The organism is Streptomyces sp. NPDC006923, from assembly GCF_040635655.1.
Lineage (GTDB): Bacteria > Actinomycetota > Actinomycetes > Streptomycetales > Streptomycetaceae > Streptomyces.
This window is the reverse complement of the sequence record NZ_JBEYIF010000007.1, coordinates 127,723-144,217: the sequence shown is the minus strand read 5'-3', so window position 1 is coordinate 144,217 and position 16,495 is coordinate 127,723. Positions and strand designations below refer to the sequence as shown.

The window sequence follows — 16,495 nt, the reverse complement described above, 5'->3', positions numbered from 1 at the left end:
GGCCGTCTCTGCGGGACACCCGGTGGACACCTCCACGGGACACCGGTGGACGAAGTGGGCGGGGCCCGGACGATGTCGTCCGGGCCCCGCCCACTTCGCCGCTGTTTTCAGCGCGATCGGTCTACCAGCGGTACCACCGGCCGCGCTTGCCGCCTCCCGAGGTCGGGCGCACGACGAATCCGATCAGCCAGACAACCAGCACGATGATCGCGATCCACCACAATGCCTTCAGTGCGAAACCGGCACCGAAGAGAATCAGGGCGAGCAGAAGAACCAGTATCAGGGGAACCATAGTTATCAACCTCCGAGCAGCCGTGTGCCCTCGGTATTTCCGGTCATGCGCGGGAAACGTACGTATTTTATTTGTTTTCCCCGTCCATTCCGGGGCATGGCCCGCGCCGCCCCGCCCCCTCGGTCATGGCCTCCCTGGATACGGGCGTGCCGCGCTCCGGTCGTGCCGGGTTCGCCGCCGGACCCGGCAGCCGGGGCCCCCGGACGGCGGGACGCGTCGGACGGGCCCCGGAAGGGCCGTTCTTCACGAAGCGTAATCGGTCCGATACGTTGTGTGGTGATCAAGTGGAATGGCGGCGAGAGGGGACCAGCGGTGGGTCGTATGACGGACGTTCCGGCCGGTGAAGAGGCAATGACGCATCGGCCCGTGCCGGCGGCGCGGGTGGAACACGTCGGGGTGTTCTGTGGCGCCCGCCCCGGGGCCCGGCCTCAGCACCTGCGACTGGCGGCCGAGTTCGGCGGCGCGCTCGCACAGCGGGGGACAGGACTGGTATACGGCGCCGGAGGAATCGGCATCATGGGCGCGGTCGCGGACGCCGCCCTGGACGCGGGTGCCCCTGTCACCGGGGTCATTCCACGGCATCTGTACGAACGCGAGCAGCCGGACGAGTCGCGCAGCGAGGTGATCGTCGTGGAGACGATGCACGAACGCAAGGCGCTGATGTACCGGCTCGCGACGGGATTCGCGGTGCTCCCCGGCGGCCTCGGCACTCTGGACGAGCTGCTGGAGGTGGCGACCTGGAATCAGCTCGGCATCCATCACAAGCCGCTTGTGCTGGTCAACCAGGGCGGATTCTTCGATCCGCTGCTGACGCTTCTGGACAACATGGTCTCCGACGGCTTCATCAGTCCGGAGGAGCGCGTGGTCATCCAGGTCGCGTCCGGCGCGGACGAGGCCCTGGACCTCCTGGTCAGCCCGGCGCTCACGCCGACCGCGTCGCTGCTGCCGGCGGCTTCCCCCGCCGCGATGTAGCCCTGGCACCCCTGGCACCCGATCGTCTTCGGATCAGAGAGCTCCGGAGCGCAGGGCATAGGCCACCGCATGCGTCCGGTTGCGCAGGTTGTGACGCTCTATCACGCCGCGGAGAATATTTTTTATCGTGCGCTCGGAATAGCGCAGCCGTTCAGCCATCGCGGCGGTGTCGTATCCGTCGGCGAGCAGTCGCAGAACATCGGCCTCTCTTCTGGTCAGACCGCTGGGTGTCAGCCCAGGAGGCTCAAGAATATTCACGTTGATCGCCTGCACCTGTTGGATGAGAGAACGCACAAGGGGTGCGGGAAGGTCGGCCTCGCCGCCGCTGATGCGCAGCAGGGACTGGCCGATATGGGCAAGGGTCGAAGAAGAGCGTGGAAGAACACTGACCAGCCCCAGTGCGATGGCTCGTACGAGATGTTTCTCCTGGATCGAGTCCGTGACGAGCATGATGCCGATATGCCTTTCGGCTCGCTCCTTCACCGAGCTCTCCATGCGGCGCAGTGTCTCTTCGGTCACCTCCATTTCCAGCGCTATGATCACATCCGCCTCCCAGGACTGGGATTCCGGGACCAGATACATGTCCGTGCGTGAACGCAGATAGGCGCGAACCCCGGCATTGGTGATCGGGTCGCTTGCCACGACACCCAGGGAAACGGGCCCTTCGAAGTCTTGCATGGCAGTACAGATCCCTCCTGGCCCAGAAATCACAGGATTGCGGCAGCATGCGCCGAACGGGCCAGTTTCAAGCTATGAACTGTGGTGATGAGCCGGCCGCTGATATCCGCGCCGGGAAGGCGGCGGAGTGGAGCCGTCCCGCTCCACTCCGCATCCGGAGCTATCGGACAGACTTTTTCTTCGCCGCGCAGGCGCTCGATCGGAACACGCGATACACATTCCGAGGCGTGAGAAGCCGACTCGGCGGATCCACCAGATTGATCACACGCAGAAGCGCTGTGCCCAGCCCCGGATCGACGGAGGCGGCTCGTCTGACCGGTCCAGGTAGCGGTTGACCAGGCCATCCGTCCGTGTTCGTGCTCCGACCACCTCCGCGTCGACATATCCCGCCACGCCACGCCAGGGATTCCATTCGCGGTGAGGGACGGAACACTGTTCAGGGCTCGCCCGCCACGGCGCCACACCGGCCGTGTGTGTCCGAGTCCTGTGTGGCACGGTCCGGCGGTCCGGGAGGGCTTTTTGCCTCAACAGGCAGAGCCCCTTCCCCAAAGGGAAGAGATACGCCTGCGTGAAGTGTTCATTCCTGCCGTCTGGTTGACTGGACGAGACTTTCACATCGGGCATGACTTTTCGGCCGTGCTGCGTATATGGCCGCACGTTTTCAAAGGTTTCCTGTGTTCAGACCTGTTCTCTGCCTTCTCGCCGCTGCTGCCCTGGCCGGGGTCGTCCTGGGAATTGTTGTCGGTGCGGGCGGCCTCCGGGACGCGCCCGCACCCTCTGCCCAATTCGAGGTCCTGCGCGTGGGACAGGTGTGTACGGTGGACTTTGATTTTGATACAGAAATCTCCTGCGACCGTGCCGGTTTTGGAGACGTCCGTTTCAACTGCTCGGCTGTCACACGCGGAAGATGCCCCGAGGTCGCAGCCGTGACCCTGGTGAACGTGGGTACCGAAACGGTCACCATCGAGTCCGTCAGCGGCACGGAGCCGGGCGAACAAAATGTCACCCTGAGCCCCGGACTGCGGCCGGGAGCCCGCACCGTGGTGTCACCGGGAAGCGACCGCTATCTGCTCGACATCGTCATGCACTCGACCGGCGGCGGCACCGCGGCGGTACGCGTGGTGGACATCTCGTAGCAGCGCGTTGGATGTGCCGGCGGACAGCCGGCCGGCTCTCGTTTTTCCTGTACCGGAGCGGTGTACCGGAGCCGTGTACCGGAGCGCGCGCCGGAGACTACGAGAGCGCGGAGGCGGACGCCGTACCGCGTACACGCCCCCGGTGCCGGAGCGCGAAGCCCGGGCGAGCGGGCTCTCCCAGGAGCCGCCCGCCCGGGCTTCGACCGGTGGTCACCGGTCTCCGGGACGCCGCCGGTGTCAGACGGTCCGCTGAGTGGCCGCGCGGATGATGTCGTCCCACTCGGCCCACTGGGCAAGCCGCGCGGTGTAGTCGCTGGTGATCATCTGAAGCGGCCCCTCGCCCAGGAAGACCCGCAGGGGCGGCTCTTCGGCGTCGACGATACGGAGGATCGCGTCCCGAGTGTCGGCCGCGTCGCCCGGCGGGAGCGTGTCGGCGTAAGCGGCGGCGATCGCCTCATGCAGCGCTTCGTGGGCGGGGAGCCGCTCGGCGTGGACGGCTGAGGACCCGGCCCAGTCGGTGGCGTAGCGGCCCGGCTCCACCAGGGTGACGCGGATGCCGAAGCCGGCGACTTCCTGGGAGAGCGACTGGGCGAAACCCTCGACGGCCCATTTGGAGGCGTGGTAGATCCCAAGGGTGGGAAACGCGGTGAGTCCGGCGATGGACGAGACCTGGACGATATGACCCGCGCCCTGCCGCCGGAGATCGATGAACTCCGGAAGCGAATTGCCTGTCCACGCCCCGATGTTGCCCTTGAAGGCATCGCGACGGGCGGGCGGACCGGCGAAATGAATTGCGCCGGAATGCCGCACGGCGAGCGACGGTCATTTGCTCCCGACGGGCGGACGGCGAATGGACGACGGAACGCTCGGTGACTCGGGGAATGCCATCCGTGATCGGAGGCGCCCTTGGGGAAAGGCGGGACGTCGTACCGTGGAGCGGGAGGCGGTGTGCCGACCCAGGAACATGGTGCACAATTCAGTCGCGTAAAATGCTTTCGCCGGGGCGGCGGCGGACTCTCGCGCGGAGCCGGGCGGGGAGTGGAGCCGTCCGGACAGCGACGAGGAGCGATGCCTCGCGGCGTGGGGTCTCCGGGACCGGTTCCGCCGCGACGACCAAAGGTTTTGATGGTGCCTGAGACTCTGACAGCGGATGCCGTCCGCTGGACACTGCTCGGTCCGCTGGAGGGTTTCCGCGACGGGACGCGGCTCCCGCTGGGGCCGCCACGGCGGCGTGCCCTGCTCGCCGCGTTGCTCGTCCGTGCCGGATCACCGATCAGTGTGGCCGAGATCGTGGACGCGCTCTGGGGGCAGTGGCCACCGGACAGCGCCGTCAATGTGGTGCACCGGCACATCGGTGAGTTGCGCCGGCTGTTGCAGCCCGGACTTCCACGCCGCGCCACGGGCCGATGGATTCTCCCCAGCGGCGGCGGTTACTGCCTGCGTGTGGATGCGGACACCCTCGACCTGCTGAAATTCCGGGGGCTGATGGAACAGGCTCGTCAGGCCGGGGAGCCGACGCGGGCGCTGCGCCGCGCGACACAGGCACTGGACCTCTGGCACGGTCCGGTCGCCCAGGGCATCCCCGACGAGGTGCGCCGGAATCCGCTGTTCGCCTCGCTGGACCGCGAGATCACGGCGGCACTCTGTGAAGCCGGGGCCATCGCCCTGCGAGCGGGCGCGCCTCATCGGGTGCTTCCCGCACTGCAGAGTGCCGTGGCTCACCGCCCGCTGGACGAGGCCCTGCGCGCACAGCAGTTGCTGGTCCTGGCCGGCGCGGGACATCAGGCGGAAGCATGCGCGGAGTACGAGGAGATACGCGAGAAACTCCTGGAGGAACTCGGCATCGAGCCAGGCCCGGAGCTGCGCGCGGCACACCGGCGGATCGTGGGCGGACTTGGTTTCCCGCCGGGCGCCCACGCCGCGCGTGACACCCACGCCGAAGCATCCGGCACGGCGGCGGGACATCTCGCCGACCAGGGCGACACTCCGGCCTCCTTCGGCCGGGCGGCGCCGAAACCGGCCCAGCTACCGCTCGACCCACCGTCGTTCGTGGGCCGGCAGGCCGAGCTGGACCGCGTCCTCGCTCTGGTCGGCCGGCGCGACGACGGTCCCGGAAAGACCCTGGTGATCAGCGCCATCGAAGGTACGGCCGGGATCGGTAAGACGACTCTGGCAGTGCATCTGGCACACCTGTTGTCCGACCGGTTCCCGGACGGACAGCTTTATATCGACCTCCGGGGCTACGATCCGACCCGCCCGCCGCTCGGCCCCCAGGAGGTGCTGCACTACTTTCTGCACGCGATAGGAGTCGCTCCCCAGCGCATACCGGGCGACATCGAGGGCCAGTCCGCGCTCTATCGCAGCATGCTCGCCGGGAAAAGATTTCTGGTGGTGCTGGACAACGCCGCGGACGCCCGTCAGGTACGGCCGCTGCTCCCCGGCACCCCCAATTGCCTGGTATTGGTCACCAGCCGTAATCAACTGCTCGGCCTGGTGGCCCAGGAAGGCGCCTATCCGCTGGCGCTGGACGTGCTCACTCCGGACGACGCACAGGACTTTATGGTTCGCCGCCTCGGCGCCGGCCGTGTCGCCGCGGAACCCGAGGCGGTGCTGGAGATCATCGCTCTCTGCGCGAAGCTGCCGCTGGCCCTGGCGATCGTGGCGGCGCGGGCCGCGGCACACCCGGGCTTTTCCCTGGCCTCTGTCGCCGAGCGTCTGCGGCAGACCGACGGCACGCTCGACGGATTCGCCGGACCTGACGGCGCTGTCGATGTGCGCACGGTGTTTTCCTGGTCCTGCACCGGACTCTCGCCACGGGCCGCCAGGCTGTTCCGATTGCTGGCCCTTCGCCCGGGACCCGACGTCACCCTCGCGGCGGCGGCTGCGCTCGCGGACCTGCCGGTCTCCGACGCACGGGTCGCGCTGGGCGAACTGACCGCTTCCCGGCTGGTCTCCGAACACCTGCCGGGCCGGTACACCTACCACGATCTTCTGCACGCCTATGCCTCCGAGTTGTCGCGTATCCATGAGACCGAGGCCGCCCGGCGAACGGCGACCCGGCGGGTACTGAACCACTACGTCCTGCACGCGAAGGCCGCTGCCGCGCTCATCGACCCGGAGAGTGCCTTCAGCCAGGATCCGCCGCCAGCCCTGTTCCCGGCCGAGGCGGCCGCGATGAACTGGCTCGTCGCCGAGCGACATGTCCTGGCGGCGGCCGTACACCGGGCGGCCGAGGCGGAGTTGCCGGACCACGCATGGCAACTGGCCCATTCCCTGGACCGCTTCCAGGAATTGCGCGGTGACTGGCACGAATGGGCCGCCGTACAGCGTGAAGCCCTGGAAGCGGCGGGCACGTCGGAGGACCTCAATGCCCGCGCCTACTCACATCGTGGGCTGGGCCGCGCGTATTCACTGCTGCGCAGATACGACCAGGCACTGTGTCATCTTGAGCGTGCGCTGCGCCTGTTCACGGAGCTGGAATCCGCGCGCGGGCAGGCGCATACGCACCGGGCGCTGAGCTGGGTGATGACCCGCAAAAACAAACAGGTGGCCGCGCTTCGGCACGCGGAGGCCGCGCTGGACCTGTACCGGTCCGTCGGACATCTCGGCGGACAGGCCGACTCGATGAATTCCATTAGCTGGTTTCTCACCTTGTCGGGACAGGGCGAGTGCGCCGTCACCCGCGCCCACCAGGCTCTTGTTCTGCATCGCACGCTGGGCGACGGTCTCGGAGAGGCCCGTGTCCTGGACACCCTGGGATTTGCCCACGACCATCTGGGCAACCACGAGATGGCCATCCGGTATTACCAGCAGGCCGTCGCCCTCTTCGAGGAGCACGAGGACAGTTACAACCGGGCCGGAAGCCACAGCCGCCTCGGTGACAGCTATGAGCGTGCCGGTGACGACGAGACCGCCCGGCGGCACTGGGAGGTCGCGCTGTCCATCCTCGGCGAACTCGATCCTTCCTGGGCAGCGGAGATCAGTGTGAAAATCCCCGGGCCGGAGAGCCGCCCGACGTCGTGAAGGTGGAGCACGGTCCGTCATTGTCGGGGCGGTGCTGAAGGCGGGCTGACGGCGCTGCTGACGGCTGACCGACGGCGGCTGACGGGCCGCGCTCCTGCCGCCGCTCCCGGACACGCTTCAGGACATCCGGTCGGCTCGACGGGGAAGGCCCGGTTCCGCAAGAGAGCGTCCAGGGCCATGGAATCGCCATATTCGGCCAATTGGTGGGGAAACGTGCGTGTTCCCCGGCCGGGACTGCCACCGTGACACCGCTTCCACCCCCGGTGGTCGTGACCGGCTCGGCAGGGTCGCGGCGCGCCGGTCCCGACCAGCCCGCCGCCGTGCGCGTCCGGCCCGCCGCCTTGCCGCCGGGACGCTGAGGAGACCGCATGAACGCACCCGTAACTCCTGAGAAGCGGCCGTCGGGAGAGCGATGGGAGTGGACACAGGAGCGCTACCGCGACGGGATGTTCAGCCACGCGATCAGCAGCGAACGGCGGCGGCTCGGCCTGCTCCAGTCCGTCCTGGACACGCATACCCGCTCGCGTTTCACGTCGCTCGGGCTGAAGCCGGGGGACCAGGTCCTGGAGGTCGGCGGCGGCGGAGGATCGGTGGCCCGGTGGCTGGCCGAACAGGATGCCCGGGTGACCGTGACCGATCTGGACACCACATTCCTTGACGAGCTGGCCGGGCGCGGTGTCCGGGTGCTGCGACACGACATGTACACGGAGGACTTCCCACCCGGATCGTTCGACTTCATCCACACCCGGTATGTGGTGATCCATCTGCCCGACCCGGACAGGGCGGTCGCCCGGCTCGTCGAGTGGCTCAAGCCGGGCGGGATGCTGCTGGTGGAGGAGCCCGCGTCCTTCCCGCTTCTGGACTCCCCGCATCCGGCCTATCGCACCATCATGCGGGCGTTCCGTACGCACCTTGAGCAGTCGGTCGGTTCGGACACCCGCTGGGCCCGCACGCTTCCGGTGCCGCTGGAGAAGGCCGGGCTCGTCGACATCGGGCACGACGCCCGCATTCAGCTCGTCCATGGCGGCGACGACGAGGCGGAGTGGTGGCGGCTGAATCTGGAGCAGTCACGGCCGGCCGTCGTGGCCGCAGGACTGGCGGACGACAACGACTTCGAGGCCGCGTACCGGGAGCTGGCCTCGCCCGATTTTCACGACCTCTCCCTCGCGGTACTCACGGCATGGGGCCGCAGGGCGGGGTGACGGCGCCCGGGCCTGGCGGCGCGGCGGAGTGTCCGCCGGTGTGGCTGTCGTCGGCTGTTGTCCGCTCGTCGACGACAGGCACACCGGCGGGACCACATGTGTCCGTCCCGGGGCGCTGCCGGCCGGTCGTCAGGCCGCGAGGTCTCCGACCAGTTGGTCACCCGGCACGCCCGCCTTGTCGGGGCGGTAGTACTCCTTGATGCCGAAGGCCCAGGTCTCCACCGTGATCCGGTCTGAATCCGTGGGTTCGAAGGCGTCGAAGAGGGCGTGGATATTGGCGAGTTCGAAGCCGATGGCCGTCATGAGCGCGACGAAGAGGGGCCGTTCGATGAAGCCGTCGCCGTCCGGGTCGCCCAGGGCGGCGAGTGACTCGGCGAAGTCGCCGACCGTCTCGTCGAAGCGCTCCGGGGTGAGGACGCAGGCGGCGAACTCCTCGAAGCTGATCCGGCCGTCGTGATTGGCGTCCAGTTCGGTGGCCAGCGTCGTCCAGTACTTCCGGAACGCGGCCAGCATCGCGTCTTTCTCCGCGTCGTCGGCATCGGGTGCCGCCTGGATGACGCGCTTCGCCATGAGCTCGAAATCCTCGGGCTCAAGGTATTGGTTGCCGTCGGCGTCGAACAGAGAGAACACCAGCTTGACTCGGTTGAGCGCTTCCGCTCGCATTGGTGTATCACCTTTCGTCAGACCCTGGCCGGCGCGGTGAAGCGCCTTTTGCTGTCATGCTTATTCTGTTGTCGTACCGGAATATTGGGCGCCGACGTGGCGCCGGAAAATACGGTGGAGGGGATCACGGGGAATCGCGGCCGCGATCCCTCTTGGTTCCGCCGGAGAGCGGTAGACGTTTTCACTATGCGAGAAGTTAGTCTGCCTGTCCGTAAAATGATGAGCATTCATCAGAAAGGGTGAGGGCACCGGTCGGCAGTGCGACTGTGCTGGCCCCCGAGGCGTGCGCGGCCGGTCGCGTGGCTGGTCAGAGGGGTTTCCCCGGTGTTTCGACGTGCCGGGTGACCGGGGTGACGGGGGCCCTTGTGCGCTTTCCCGGATTCCGTGTCTCTTTCAAGGCGCCGGGACGTTGACCGTCATGTTTCCGTCGCCGGTAACCGGTCGTAATAATGAGCCGAAAAGGTGCCTTTCAAGTGTTTGTTCGCTGGCCGAAATGGGCACCCGGCCCGTCGGAAAGGGGGGCGAATGATCACACCGCACGGTTTCCCTGGAGCGGTCACGGACATTCCGCGCCCTGAAAAGCGCCGGTGGTGCGCGGTCGCGGATGGCGGAGCCGGTCCGGGGCGGGGCCGCCTCGCGGTTGCGCCGAACGCCGTGAGTGTGAGGCGGCGCGGGACGGGTTTCCCGCCACGCGCCCGGCGCGCCGCCGCACGGATCAGGAACCACCGCGTGTCCGGCGGGCCGGGCGCCGGTGGACCGGATACACGCCGGGGAGGAGGCCGTCCGGCGGAAACCCCTCACCTGTCGCGGGGCGGCATCCCGCCGTCCCCGGGCGCCGGCTGGGCCGAGATCGGCCCGGCTCGTGCCCCCGCGAGGACGCCGTGGCCCCGCGAGGACCCGCCCGCCGGAGGCCGTACGCGGCCGGCCGCAACCGGAGCGGCCCCTTCCGGAGTGGTGGGGCCAGGGCGTCCGCGCCGCTGGGCGATGGCCCCGCCGGACCGCTCTGACCTGCGGCGAAGCCCTCCGGGAGGGAGGGTTTCGCATCGCGCGTAGAAGTGCGCCCCCGGCAGGACTCGAACCTGCGGCCAAGTGCTTAGAAGGCACCTGCTCTATCCACTGAGCTACGGGGGCCGGATGGTGGCCTCGGTGACCTGGAGCCCCGGGTGGGTGGTTCCGCGACCTTGCCGGGACAAGGATAGGGCTCCGATCGCCTTGACCCGGTTGCTTCACGTGCGTGGCACGATGTGGAGGTTCGGTGAAGCGAACCGATAATCGCAGGCAGGTGCGATTCGTGCATCGCTTTTCGCCTTCAGCGCACCGGGTGTTGTGCACTCGTTATGCCTGTGCCCCACTCGTCCCGTCTGTCCTGTGACTTAATCGGCGCGCAGAGATGTCCATACGCTTCAAAAAGACTCCAAAATTGGGCATTCTTCGCATGTGGTGACCATGGACGTACGGCCCCAGCTGATCGACGCACTTTCCGCACTGCGCGACTGTGTCGCTGCCGTGCGGCTTCCACTGCCTCTTCCGGGGGCACCGCGTGCTCGGCAGACGAGGGCTGAGCTGCTCGCGCAGCTCGACGACTATCTGCTGCCCCGGCTCCGGGATCCCGAAGCGCCGCTGCTCGCGGTCATCGGCGGATCCACCGGGGCCGGGAAGTCCACGCTCGTCAATTCGCTTGTCGGGCGGCGGGTCAGCGAGGCGGGGGTGCTGCGGCCGACCACGCGCACCCCCGTCCTGGTGTGCCACCCCGAGGACCACCACTGGTTCGCCGGGGTACGGGTGCTGCCGCACCTCACCCGGGTGTGGCTGCCCCAGCAGGAGGAGGAGCGGAGCCCCGGCGGCCGTGGCGCGCAGGTCGTCGAGGAGAACGCGCTGCGCATCGACACCGCCGCGACCCTGCCCCGAGGGCTCGCGCTGATCGACGCCCCCGACATCGACTCGCTCGTGGTGGTGAACCGTCTGCTGGCCGCCCAGTTGATGTGCGCCGCCGATGTGTGGGTCATGGTGACCACCGCCTCCCGGTACGCGGACGCGGTGCCGTGGCGACTGCTGCGCACCGCCAAGGAGTACGACGTCTCGCTGGTGACCGTGCTCGACCGGGTGCCGCATCAGATGATCGACGAGGTGTCGCGGCGGTACGGGTCGCTGATGACCAGAGCGGGCCTGGGGCATGTGCCCCGGTTCACCATCCCGGAACTGCCCGAGTCGGCCGGCCGCGGCAGCGGGCTGCTGCCCGCCACCGCCGTCGCGCCGCTGCTGGCCTGGCTGACCCACCGGGTACAGGACCCGGCGGCCCGTCAGCAGGCCGTCGTGCGCACCGCGGCCGGGGTCATCGACTCGCTGAATGTACGGATGCCGGAGCTGGCCGGGGCGGTGGCGGCGCAGTACTCCGCCTCGGTGCGGCTGACGGCCGCGGTGGAGGAGTGCTACGCGGCCGAGGCGGAACGGCTGCGCCGGCAGCTTCAGCGGGGCGGGGTGCTCGCCGGGGACGCGCGGGCCCGGTGGCGCGGTTATCCGCGCGACAGCTCGGCGCGGGAACTGCTCGATTCGCTGGTGGAGAGCCTGGGCGCGCTGCTCCAGTGCGCGGTGGCCGCCGCCGACGAACGGGTGGACGAGACCTGGCGGCGCGAACCGGCGGCCGGAGGCCTCAAGATGTCCGCTTCCGACAGGGAAGTGACCGAGCGGGTCGGGATGGCCGTACGCAGGCTGCGGCGTGTCCTTGAGGAGATGGCCGAGGAAGAGGTGCGCCAACTGGAGCGGAGCACCGCGCCGGACGCCGAGGCGGTGGCGGCCCTGCTCGCGGCGGCCCTGCTCGGCGGGCGGCGGGCGCGGGCCGCGGGAGAGCGGCTCGCCGAGCAAATCGGGGCGCAGGGCGCGCTCCGGCTGCGAGACCGGGGCGGCAAGCTGATGACCACATACATCGATCGCGTCCTGAACGCGGAACGCGACCGGCGGCTGGCGCCCCTTGACGCCCTTGATGTGAACCCGGCACCGCAGGCCGAACTGATCGCCGCGCTGTCCGTACTGCAGAGGGAGATGCGACCAAGGTGACCGCTGTGACGGATGAAACCGGTGCGACCGACGATGCCGGAAAGGCCGGAGGGGCCAGAGGCTCGAAGAAGGCCATAGGGGCTTCCGCGTCGACGGGGCCGGCGTCGTCCGACGGGGCCCAGCGGGCAGGCGCGTCCGAAGGGTCCGCCGGCGGCTGGGACGACGGACTGATCGCCCGGCGGGCCGGTGAGAAGGACGCCCTGGAGGAGCTGGACGGTCTCGACGGCCTGGACGCCCTCCATGGCGTGAAGGGGCTGACCGGCGCGCTGGACGGCGTCGGGAGCGCTCTGGGATCGGAGCCGCGCCCGGCCGAGGGCGGTGCCTACGGCGGCCCGCTGCGGGCACGCCTCGAAGCGCTGCGCGAGCTGATCGGACTGTCCAGGGCGCGCCTGGAAGGGTCCATCCTCGAAGAGGCGGGGCGCGTGCTGGAGGAGGCGTCCGCCCGCCAGCGGCTGTCCACGCGGCACACCGTCGTCGCCATCGCGGGGGCGTCCGGCAGCGGTAAGTCGACGCTGTTCAACGCCCTCGCCGGGGTGCCGATCTCGGAGACCGGGCTGCGCAGGCCCACCACGTCCGCGCCCATCGCCTGCACCTGGTCGGACGGCGCGGCGGGGCTGCTCGACCGGCTCGCCGTCCCCGGGCGGCTGCGGCGCAAACCGCTGGCCGGCGGGGACGGGGACGAGGAGCTGCACGGGCTGGTCCTGGTCGATCTTCCCGATCACGACTCGGCCCTCGTCCACCACCGCGACGAGGTCGACCGGGTGCTCGCGCTGGTGGACGCCGTCATCTGGGTGGTGGATCCGGAGAAGTACGCGGACGCCGCGCTGCACGAGCGCTATCTGCGCCCGCTGGCGGGACACGCCGAGATCACCTTTGTGGTGCTCAACCAGATCGACCGGCTGCCGGGTGACGCCGCCGACCAGGTGCTCGACGATCTGCGCCGGCTGCTCGACGAGGACGGCATGGCCCTCGGCGAACACGGCGAACCGGGCGCCACGGTGCTCGCGCTCTCCGCGCTCGGCGGACAGGGCGTGGGGGAGCTGCGTGAGCTGCTCGGACGGTTCGTACAGGAGCGGAACGCGCCGGCGCGGCGGATCTCGGCCGACGTGGACGCGGCGGCGGGGCGCCTGCGGCCCGCCTATGTCGCGACAGGGCATCCCGGTCTCGGTGAGCGCTCCCGCGAGCAGTTCGCGGACCGGCTGGCCTGGGCGGTCGGCGCGGTGGCGGCGGGTGAGACGGCGGAGCGCGCGTGGCTCAGGAACGCGGGGCGGGCGTGCGGGACGCCGTGGCTGCGGCTGTGGCGCTGGTACGAGAGCACGCGGATGCCGGGCCTGGGGAAGCCGCGGGCTCCGGTCGCCCCGGAGGAGGAGCTGACGGCCCGGCAGAGGGTCGAGCAGGCCGTACGGACGGTGGTGGAGGAGGCGACCGCGGGACTGCCGGCTCCCTGGGCGCACGCCGTCCGCGAGGCGGCGGTACGGGGCGCCGAGGGGCTGCCGGAGGCGCTGGACGAGCTGGCGGTGGCGGCGGGCACGCCGGGCCGGCCGCCGCGGCCGGCCTGGTGGCCGGCGGCCGTGGTGACCCAGGCGTGCATGACGCTGCTTCAGATCTTCGGCGCGCTCTGGCTGGTGGGCCAGATCGTCGGCGTGCTGGAGCCGGGGCTCCTCCCGCCCGTGCTGGTGATGCTCGCCGGGATCATCGGCGGGCCGCTCGTGGAGTGGTCCTGCGCGGCGGCGGCCCGGGGGCCGGCGCGGCGGTACGGACAGGACGCCGAACGGCGGCTGCGAGAGGCCGCCGCGGGCTGTGGGCGGGCGAGAGTGCTGGATCCCGTCTCGGCCGAGCTCATGCGGTACCGGGAGGTGCGGGATCAGTACGTGACCGTCTCCAGGCTGCGGATGTGAGGGCGCCCCGGCGCGATCGGGCCGAGGCGCGAGGGTGACGGACTTTTCCACAACTCGCGGGTATTCCACAGGCGGCGGCACATTCTTTCCGTCCGGTCCAGCATGAGATCAGTCAATGCAGCCGGACGGGAGGGCCGTTATGAACGACACCGTGGTGACCGTGGTGGGGAATGTCGCAACAGGTGTGGAATTCAGGGAGTCGGCCACGGGCGGGGTGGCGCGGTTCAGATTCGCGGTGACCGCGCGCCGCTGGGACCGGGAGAAGGGGGAGTGGGCGGACGGCCCGACGAGCTTCTACACGGTGTGGGCCTGGCGGACGCTGGGAGCGAATCTGGCCGCGTCGGTCTCGGTCGGTGAGCCGCTCGTGGTGCACGGGCGGTTGCGGGTGCGCGAGGAGGAGCGGGGCGGTCAGCGCCGCACGTCGGTGGACATCGACGCGGTGGCGATCGGACACGATCTGACCCGTGGGACCTCCGCGTTCCGACGTGTGGCCAGGGCGACTCCGCATCTGACGGAGCGCCATCAGCGCGCCACGCAGGGCCAGGGGCCGGATGACGGGCCGGTGCGGGAGGCGGCCCGGGTCCCGGCGCGGGCGACGGCTCGGGGGCGGGAGCGCCCGGCCCAGCGGCGGCTTCCCGTACCGGCCGGGGTCTCCGGCGGTGGACCGGACGGCGCCGGGGCCGCGTCCCCGCCCGCCGTTCCGGACGTGGTGGCAGCCGCGCGCCCGGACCCGGAGCCCGCCGGGGGGCGGGCGCGGGCGGCGCCGACGGGGCTCACCTGACCGGCAGTTGAGGAGATTTGTCGATATTGCCACTCGTATTCCGGATGACCGGCCGGGTGTCGATAACGATTCCGATTCGGAACGGTTATCTGATCGCATGAGAGGGCACTGGGGCTTCCCGCCGTCCATAGGATTCCCGAGTACTCACGGGGCACTTGAGTCTGCCGGCGAGGCATACCCCCCACGCGTCCGCACGCGAAAGAACCCTCGCCCGAAGGGGAATTCTGTGTTTTCTTCGATATCTGCGTCATCCGTACGGAGGCGAGGCGTCTCCCGTTTCACCTCCGCGGTCCTCGTCTCGGGCCTGGTCGCGATGGGCTCGCTGGGCGTCACCGGTGCGGCCGCGGCCGACGAGGCTCCCCAGCACCAGGGCGGCGCGGCCGCCACCCTCGACGGGCTGAAGACCTATGACGGCGCCGTCCTCCACGCGGACGGCAAGGACCAGCAACTGGCCGCCGGGCTGTTCGAGATGACCGTCGACGGCGGCGGCAAGCTGAAGACGTACTGCATCGACATCCACAACCCGACGCAGGAGCAGGCGAAGTACCTGGAGACCCCCTGGGACCAGACCTCGCTCGGCGCCAACAAGAACGCCGGCAAGATCCGCTGGATCCTTGAGCACTCTTACCCGCAGATCGACGACCTCTCGGCGCTGGCCAGTGCCGCGGGCACCGGTCCGCTCACCGAGAAGACGGCCGCCGCGGGTACGCAGGTCGCGATCTGGCGCTACTCGGACGGCGCCGACGTCGACGCGAAGGACGCCCAGGCCGAGAAGCTCGCCGAGTGGCTGGAGAAGAGCGCGCAGGACGCCTCTGAGCCCAAGGCGTCGCTCACCCTGGAGCCCGGCGCGGTCTCCGGCAAGGCCGGCGAGAAGCTCGGCCCGGTCACGGTCCGCACCGACGCCGACAGCGTCACGGTGACCCCGCCGGCCGACGCGGCCGCCAGCGGCGTCAAGATCACCGACAAGGACGGCAAGCCGGTCACCGCCGCCGTCAACGGCACGGAGCTGTACTTCGACGTTCCGAGCGGCGCGTCCGACGGCGCCGCCTCGCTCGGTGTGCAGGCCACCACCTCCGTCCCGGTCGGCCGCGCCTTCGCGGGTGTGACCAAGAGCCAGACGCAGATCCTGGCCGGCTCCAGCGACTCCACCGTCTCGGCGACGGCGACGGCGAACTGGGCCAAGCAGGGACCGATCCCGGCGCTCACCGCCGAGAAGAACTGCGCCAAGGGCGGCGTGGACATCACCGCCAGCAACAAGGGCGACGAGGAGTTCACCTTCGAACTCGCGGGCACCGAGCACTCGATCGCGCCCGGCGGCTCCGAGACCATCACGGTCCCGGTCGGCGAGGACGAGGCGTACGACTTCACCATCACCGGCCCCGGCGGGTTCTCGCAGAACTTCAAGGGCGTCCTGGACTGCAAGACCGCCGGCAGCACGCCCCCGGCGACCGAGCAGCCCTCCTCCGCGCCCAGCCCGGCCTCGGCCGGCGGCTCCTCCGCGGGCAGCACGGGCGACCTGGCCGAGACCGGTTCCTCCAGCGCCACGCCGATCATCGCGGGCATCGCGATCGCGCTCGTGGTCCTCGGCGGCGCCGCGGTCTTCTTCCTCCGCAGGAAGAACGCCGCGACCTCCGGAGAGTGAGTGATCCCCGGCGCTGAGTGACACGGCGCCGCCATGGCCCCCGGGACGCGGAAGCGTGCCGGGGGCCATCGCTGTCTCCGGTGGCCCGGAGTGGTCCGGTGAGCGGTACTGGTTTCCATCGGGGGGTGGACGTCAGGCAAGATGGGGTGTTTCT

General features: G+C 69.7%; 12 protein-coding genes and 1 tRNA gene. 8 read left to right on the top strand and 5 right to left on the bottom strand.

Annotated elements, in window-relative coordinates:
- Positions 1 to 121: 121 nt before the first annotated feature.
- Positions 122 to 292 (bottom strand): hydrophobic protein, encoded by a 171-nt coding sequence (locus ABZ707_RS16310; protein WP_360174221.1) that lies wholly within the window; start codon positions 290 to 292, stop codon positions 122 to 124.
- Positions 293 to 643: 351 nt separating this feature from the next.
- Here ABZ707_RS16310 and ABZ707_RS16305 point away from each other — a divergent pair, with 351 nt between their 5' ends.
- Positions 644 to 1,264, top strand: a complete 621-nt coding sequence (locus ABZ707_RS16305; RefSeq protein ID WP_360174218.1) for a TIGR00730 family Rossman fold protein — start codon at positions 644 to 646, stop codon at positions 1,262 to 1,264.
- Positions 1,265 to 1,297: 33 nt separating this feature from the next.
- Here ABZ707_RS16305 and ABZ707_RS16300 read toward each other — a convergent pair whose 3' ends face one another.
- On the bottom strand, positions 1,298 to 1,942 hold the full coding sequence (locus ABZ707_RS16300; protein ID WP_360174215.1) for a LuxR C-terminal-related transcriptional regulator: 645 nt from the start codon (positions 1,940 to 1,942) through the stop codon (positions 1,298 to 1,300).
- A 941-nt stretch (positions 1,943 to 2,883) separates the two neighbouring features.
- Between ABZ707_RS16300 and ABZ707_RS16295 the strand changes: the two genes are divergently transcribed.
- Positions 2,884 to 3,078, top strand: a complete 195-nt coding sequence (locus tag ABZ707_RS16295) for a hypothetical protein (protein ID WP_360174212.1) — start codon at positions 2,884 to 2,886, stop codon at positions 3,076 to 3,078.
- Between the two features lie 237 nt (positions 3,079 to 3,315).
- Here ABZ707_RS16295 and ABZ707_RS16290 read toward each other — a convergent pair whose 3' ends face one another.
- Entirely contained in the window at positions 3,316 to 3,888 is a 573-nt protein-coding gene (locus tag ABZ707_RS16290; protein ID WP_360174209.1) for an SDR family NAD(P)-dependent oxidoreductase, read from the bottom strand.
- Positions 3,889 to 4,203: 315 nt separating this feature from the next.
- On the opposite strand from ABZ707_RS16290, the gene ABZ707_RS16285 reads away from it, so the two are divergent.
- The gene (locus ABZ707_RS16285) at positions 4,204 to 7,101 is read left to right on the top strand and encodes a BTAD domain-containing putative transcriptional regulator (protein ID WP_360174206.1); all 2,898 of its coding nucleotides are present in this window, start codon (positions 4,204 to 4,206) and stop codon (positions 7,099 to 7,101) included.
- A 368-nt stretch (positions 7,102 to 7,469) separates the two neighbouring features.
- Complete coding sequence (locus ABZ707_RS16280; protein WP_360174203.1) at positions 7,470 to 8,303, top strand: methyltransferase domain-containing protein; 834 nt, start codon at positions 7,470 to 7,472, stop codon at positions 8,301 to 8,303.
- Positions 8,304 to 8,432: 129 nt separating this feature from the next.
- On the opposite strand, the gene ABZ707_RS16275 is transcribed toward ABZ707_RS16280, so the two are convergent.
- Positions 8,433 to 8,966 (bottom strand): EF-hand domain-containing protein, encoded by a 534-nt coding sequence (locus ABZ707_RS16275; protein WP_360174200.1) that lies wholly within the window; start codon positions 8,964 to 8,966, stop codon positions 8,433 to 8,435.
- Between the two features lie 1,058 nt (positions 8,967 to 10,024).
- Positions 10,025 to 10,097, bottom strand: a tRNA-Arg gene (locus ABZ707_RS16270).
- Between the two features lie 315 nt (positions 10,098 to 10,412).
- Between ABZ707_RS16270 and ABZ707_RS16265 the strand changes: the two genes are divergently transcribed.
- The 4 genes from ABZ707_RS16265 (at position 10,413) to ABZ707_RS16250 (ending at position 16,341) form a co-directional block, all read left to right on the top strand.
- Positions 10,413 to 12,020 carry a dynamin family protein gene (locus ABZ707_RS16265; RefSeq protein ID WP_360174915.1) on the top strand — a complete coding sequence of 536 codons (1,608 nt, stop codon included), beginning with the start codon at positions 10,413 to 10,415 and terminating at the stop codon, positions 12,018 to 12,020.
- A 167-nt stretch (positions 12,021 to 12,187) separates the two neighbouring features.
- Positions 12,188 to 13,918 (top strand): GTPase, encoded by a 1,731-nt coding sequence (locus ABZ707_RS16260; protein ID WP_360174912.1) that lies wholly within the window; start codon positions 12,188 to 12,190, stop codon positions 13,916 to 13,918.
- A gap of 139 nt (positions 13,919 to 14,057) precedes the next feature.
- A complete protein-coding gene (locus ABZ707_RS16255) occupies positions 14,058 to 14,699 on the top strand; it encodes a single-stranded DNA-binding protein (protein WP_360174197.1) in 642 nt (213 codons plus the stop codon).
- A 226-nt stretch (positions 14,700 to 14,925) separates the two neighbouring features.
- Positions 14,926 to 16,341, top strand: coding sequence for an LAETG motif-containing sortase-dependent surface protein (locus ABZ707_RS16250; protein ID WP_360174194.1), 1,416 nt, complete (start codon positions 14,926 to 14,928; stop codon positions 16,339 to 16,341).
- Positions 16,342 to 16,495 lie beyond the last annotated feature (154 nt).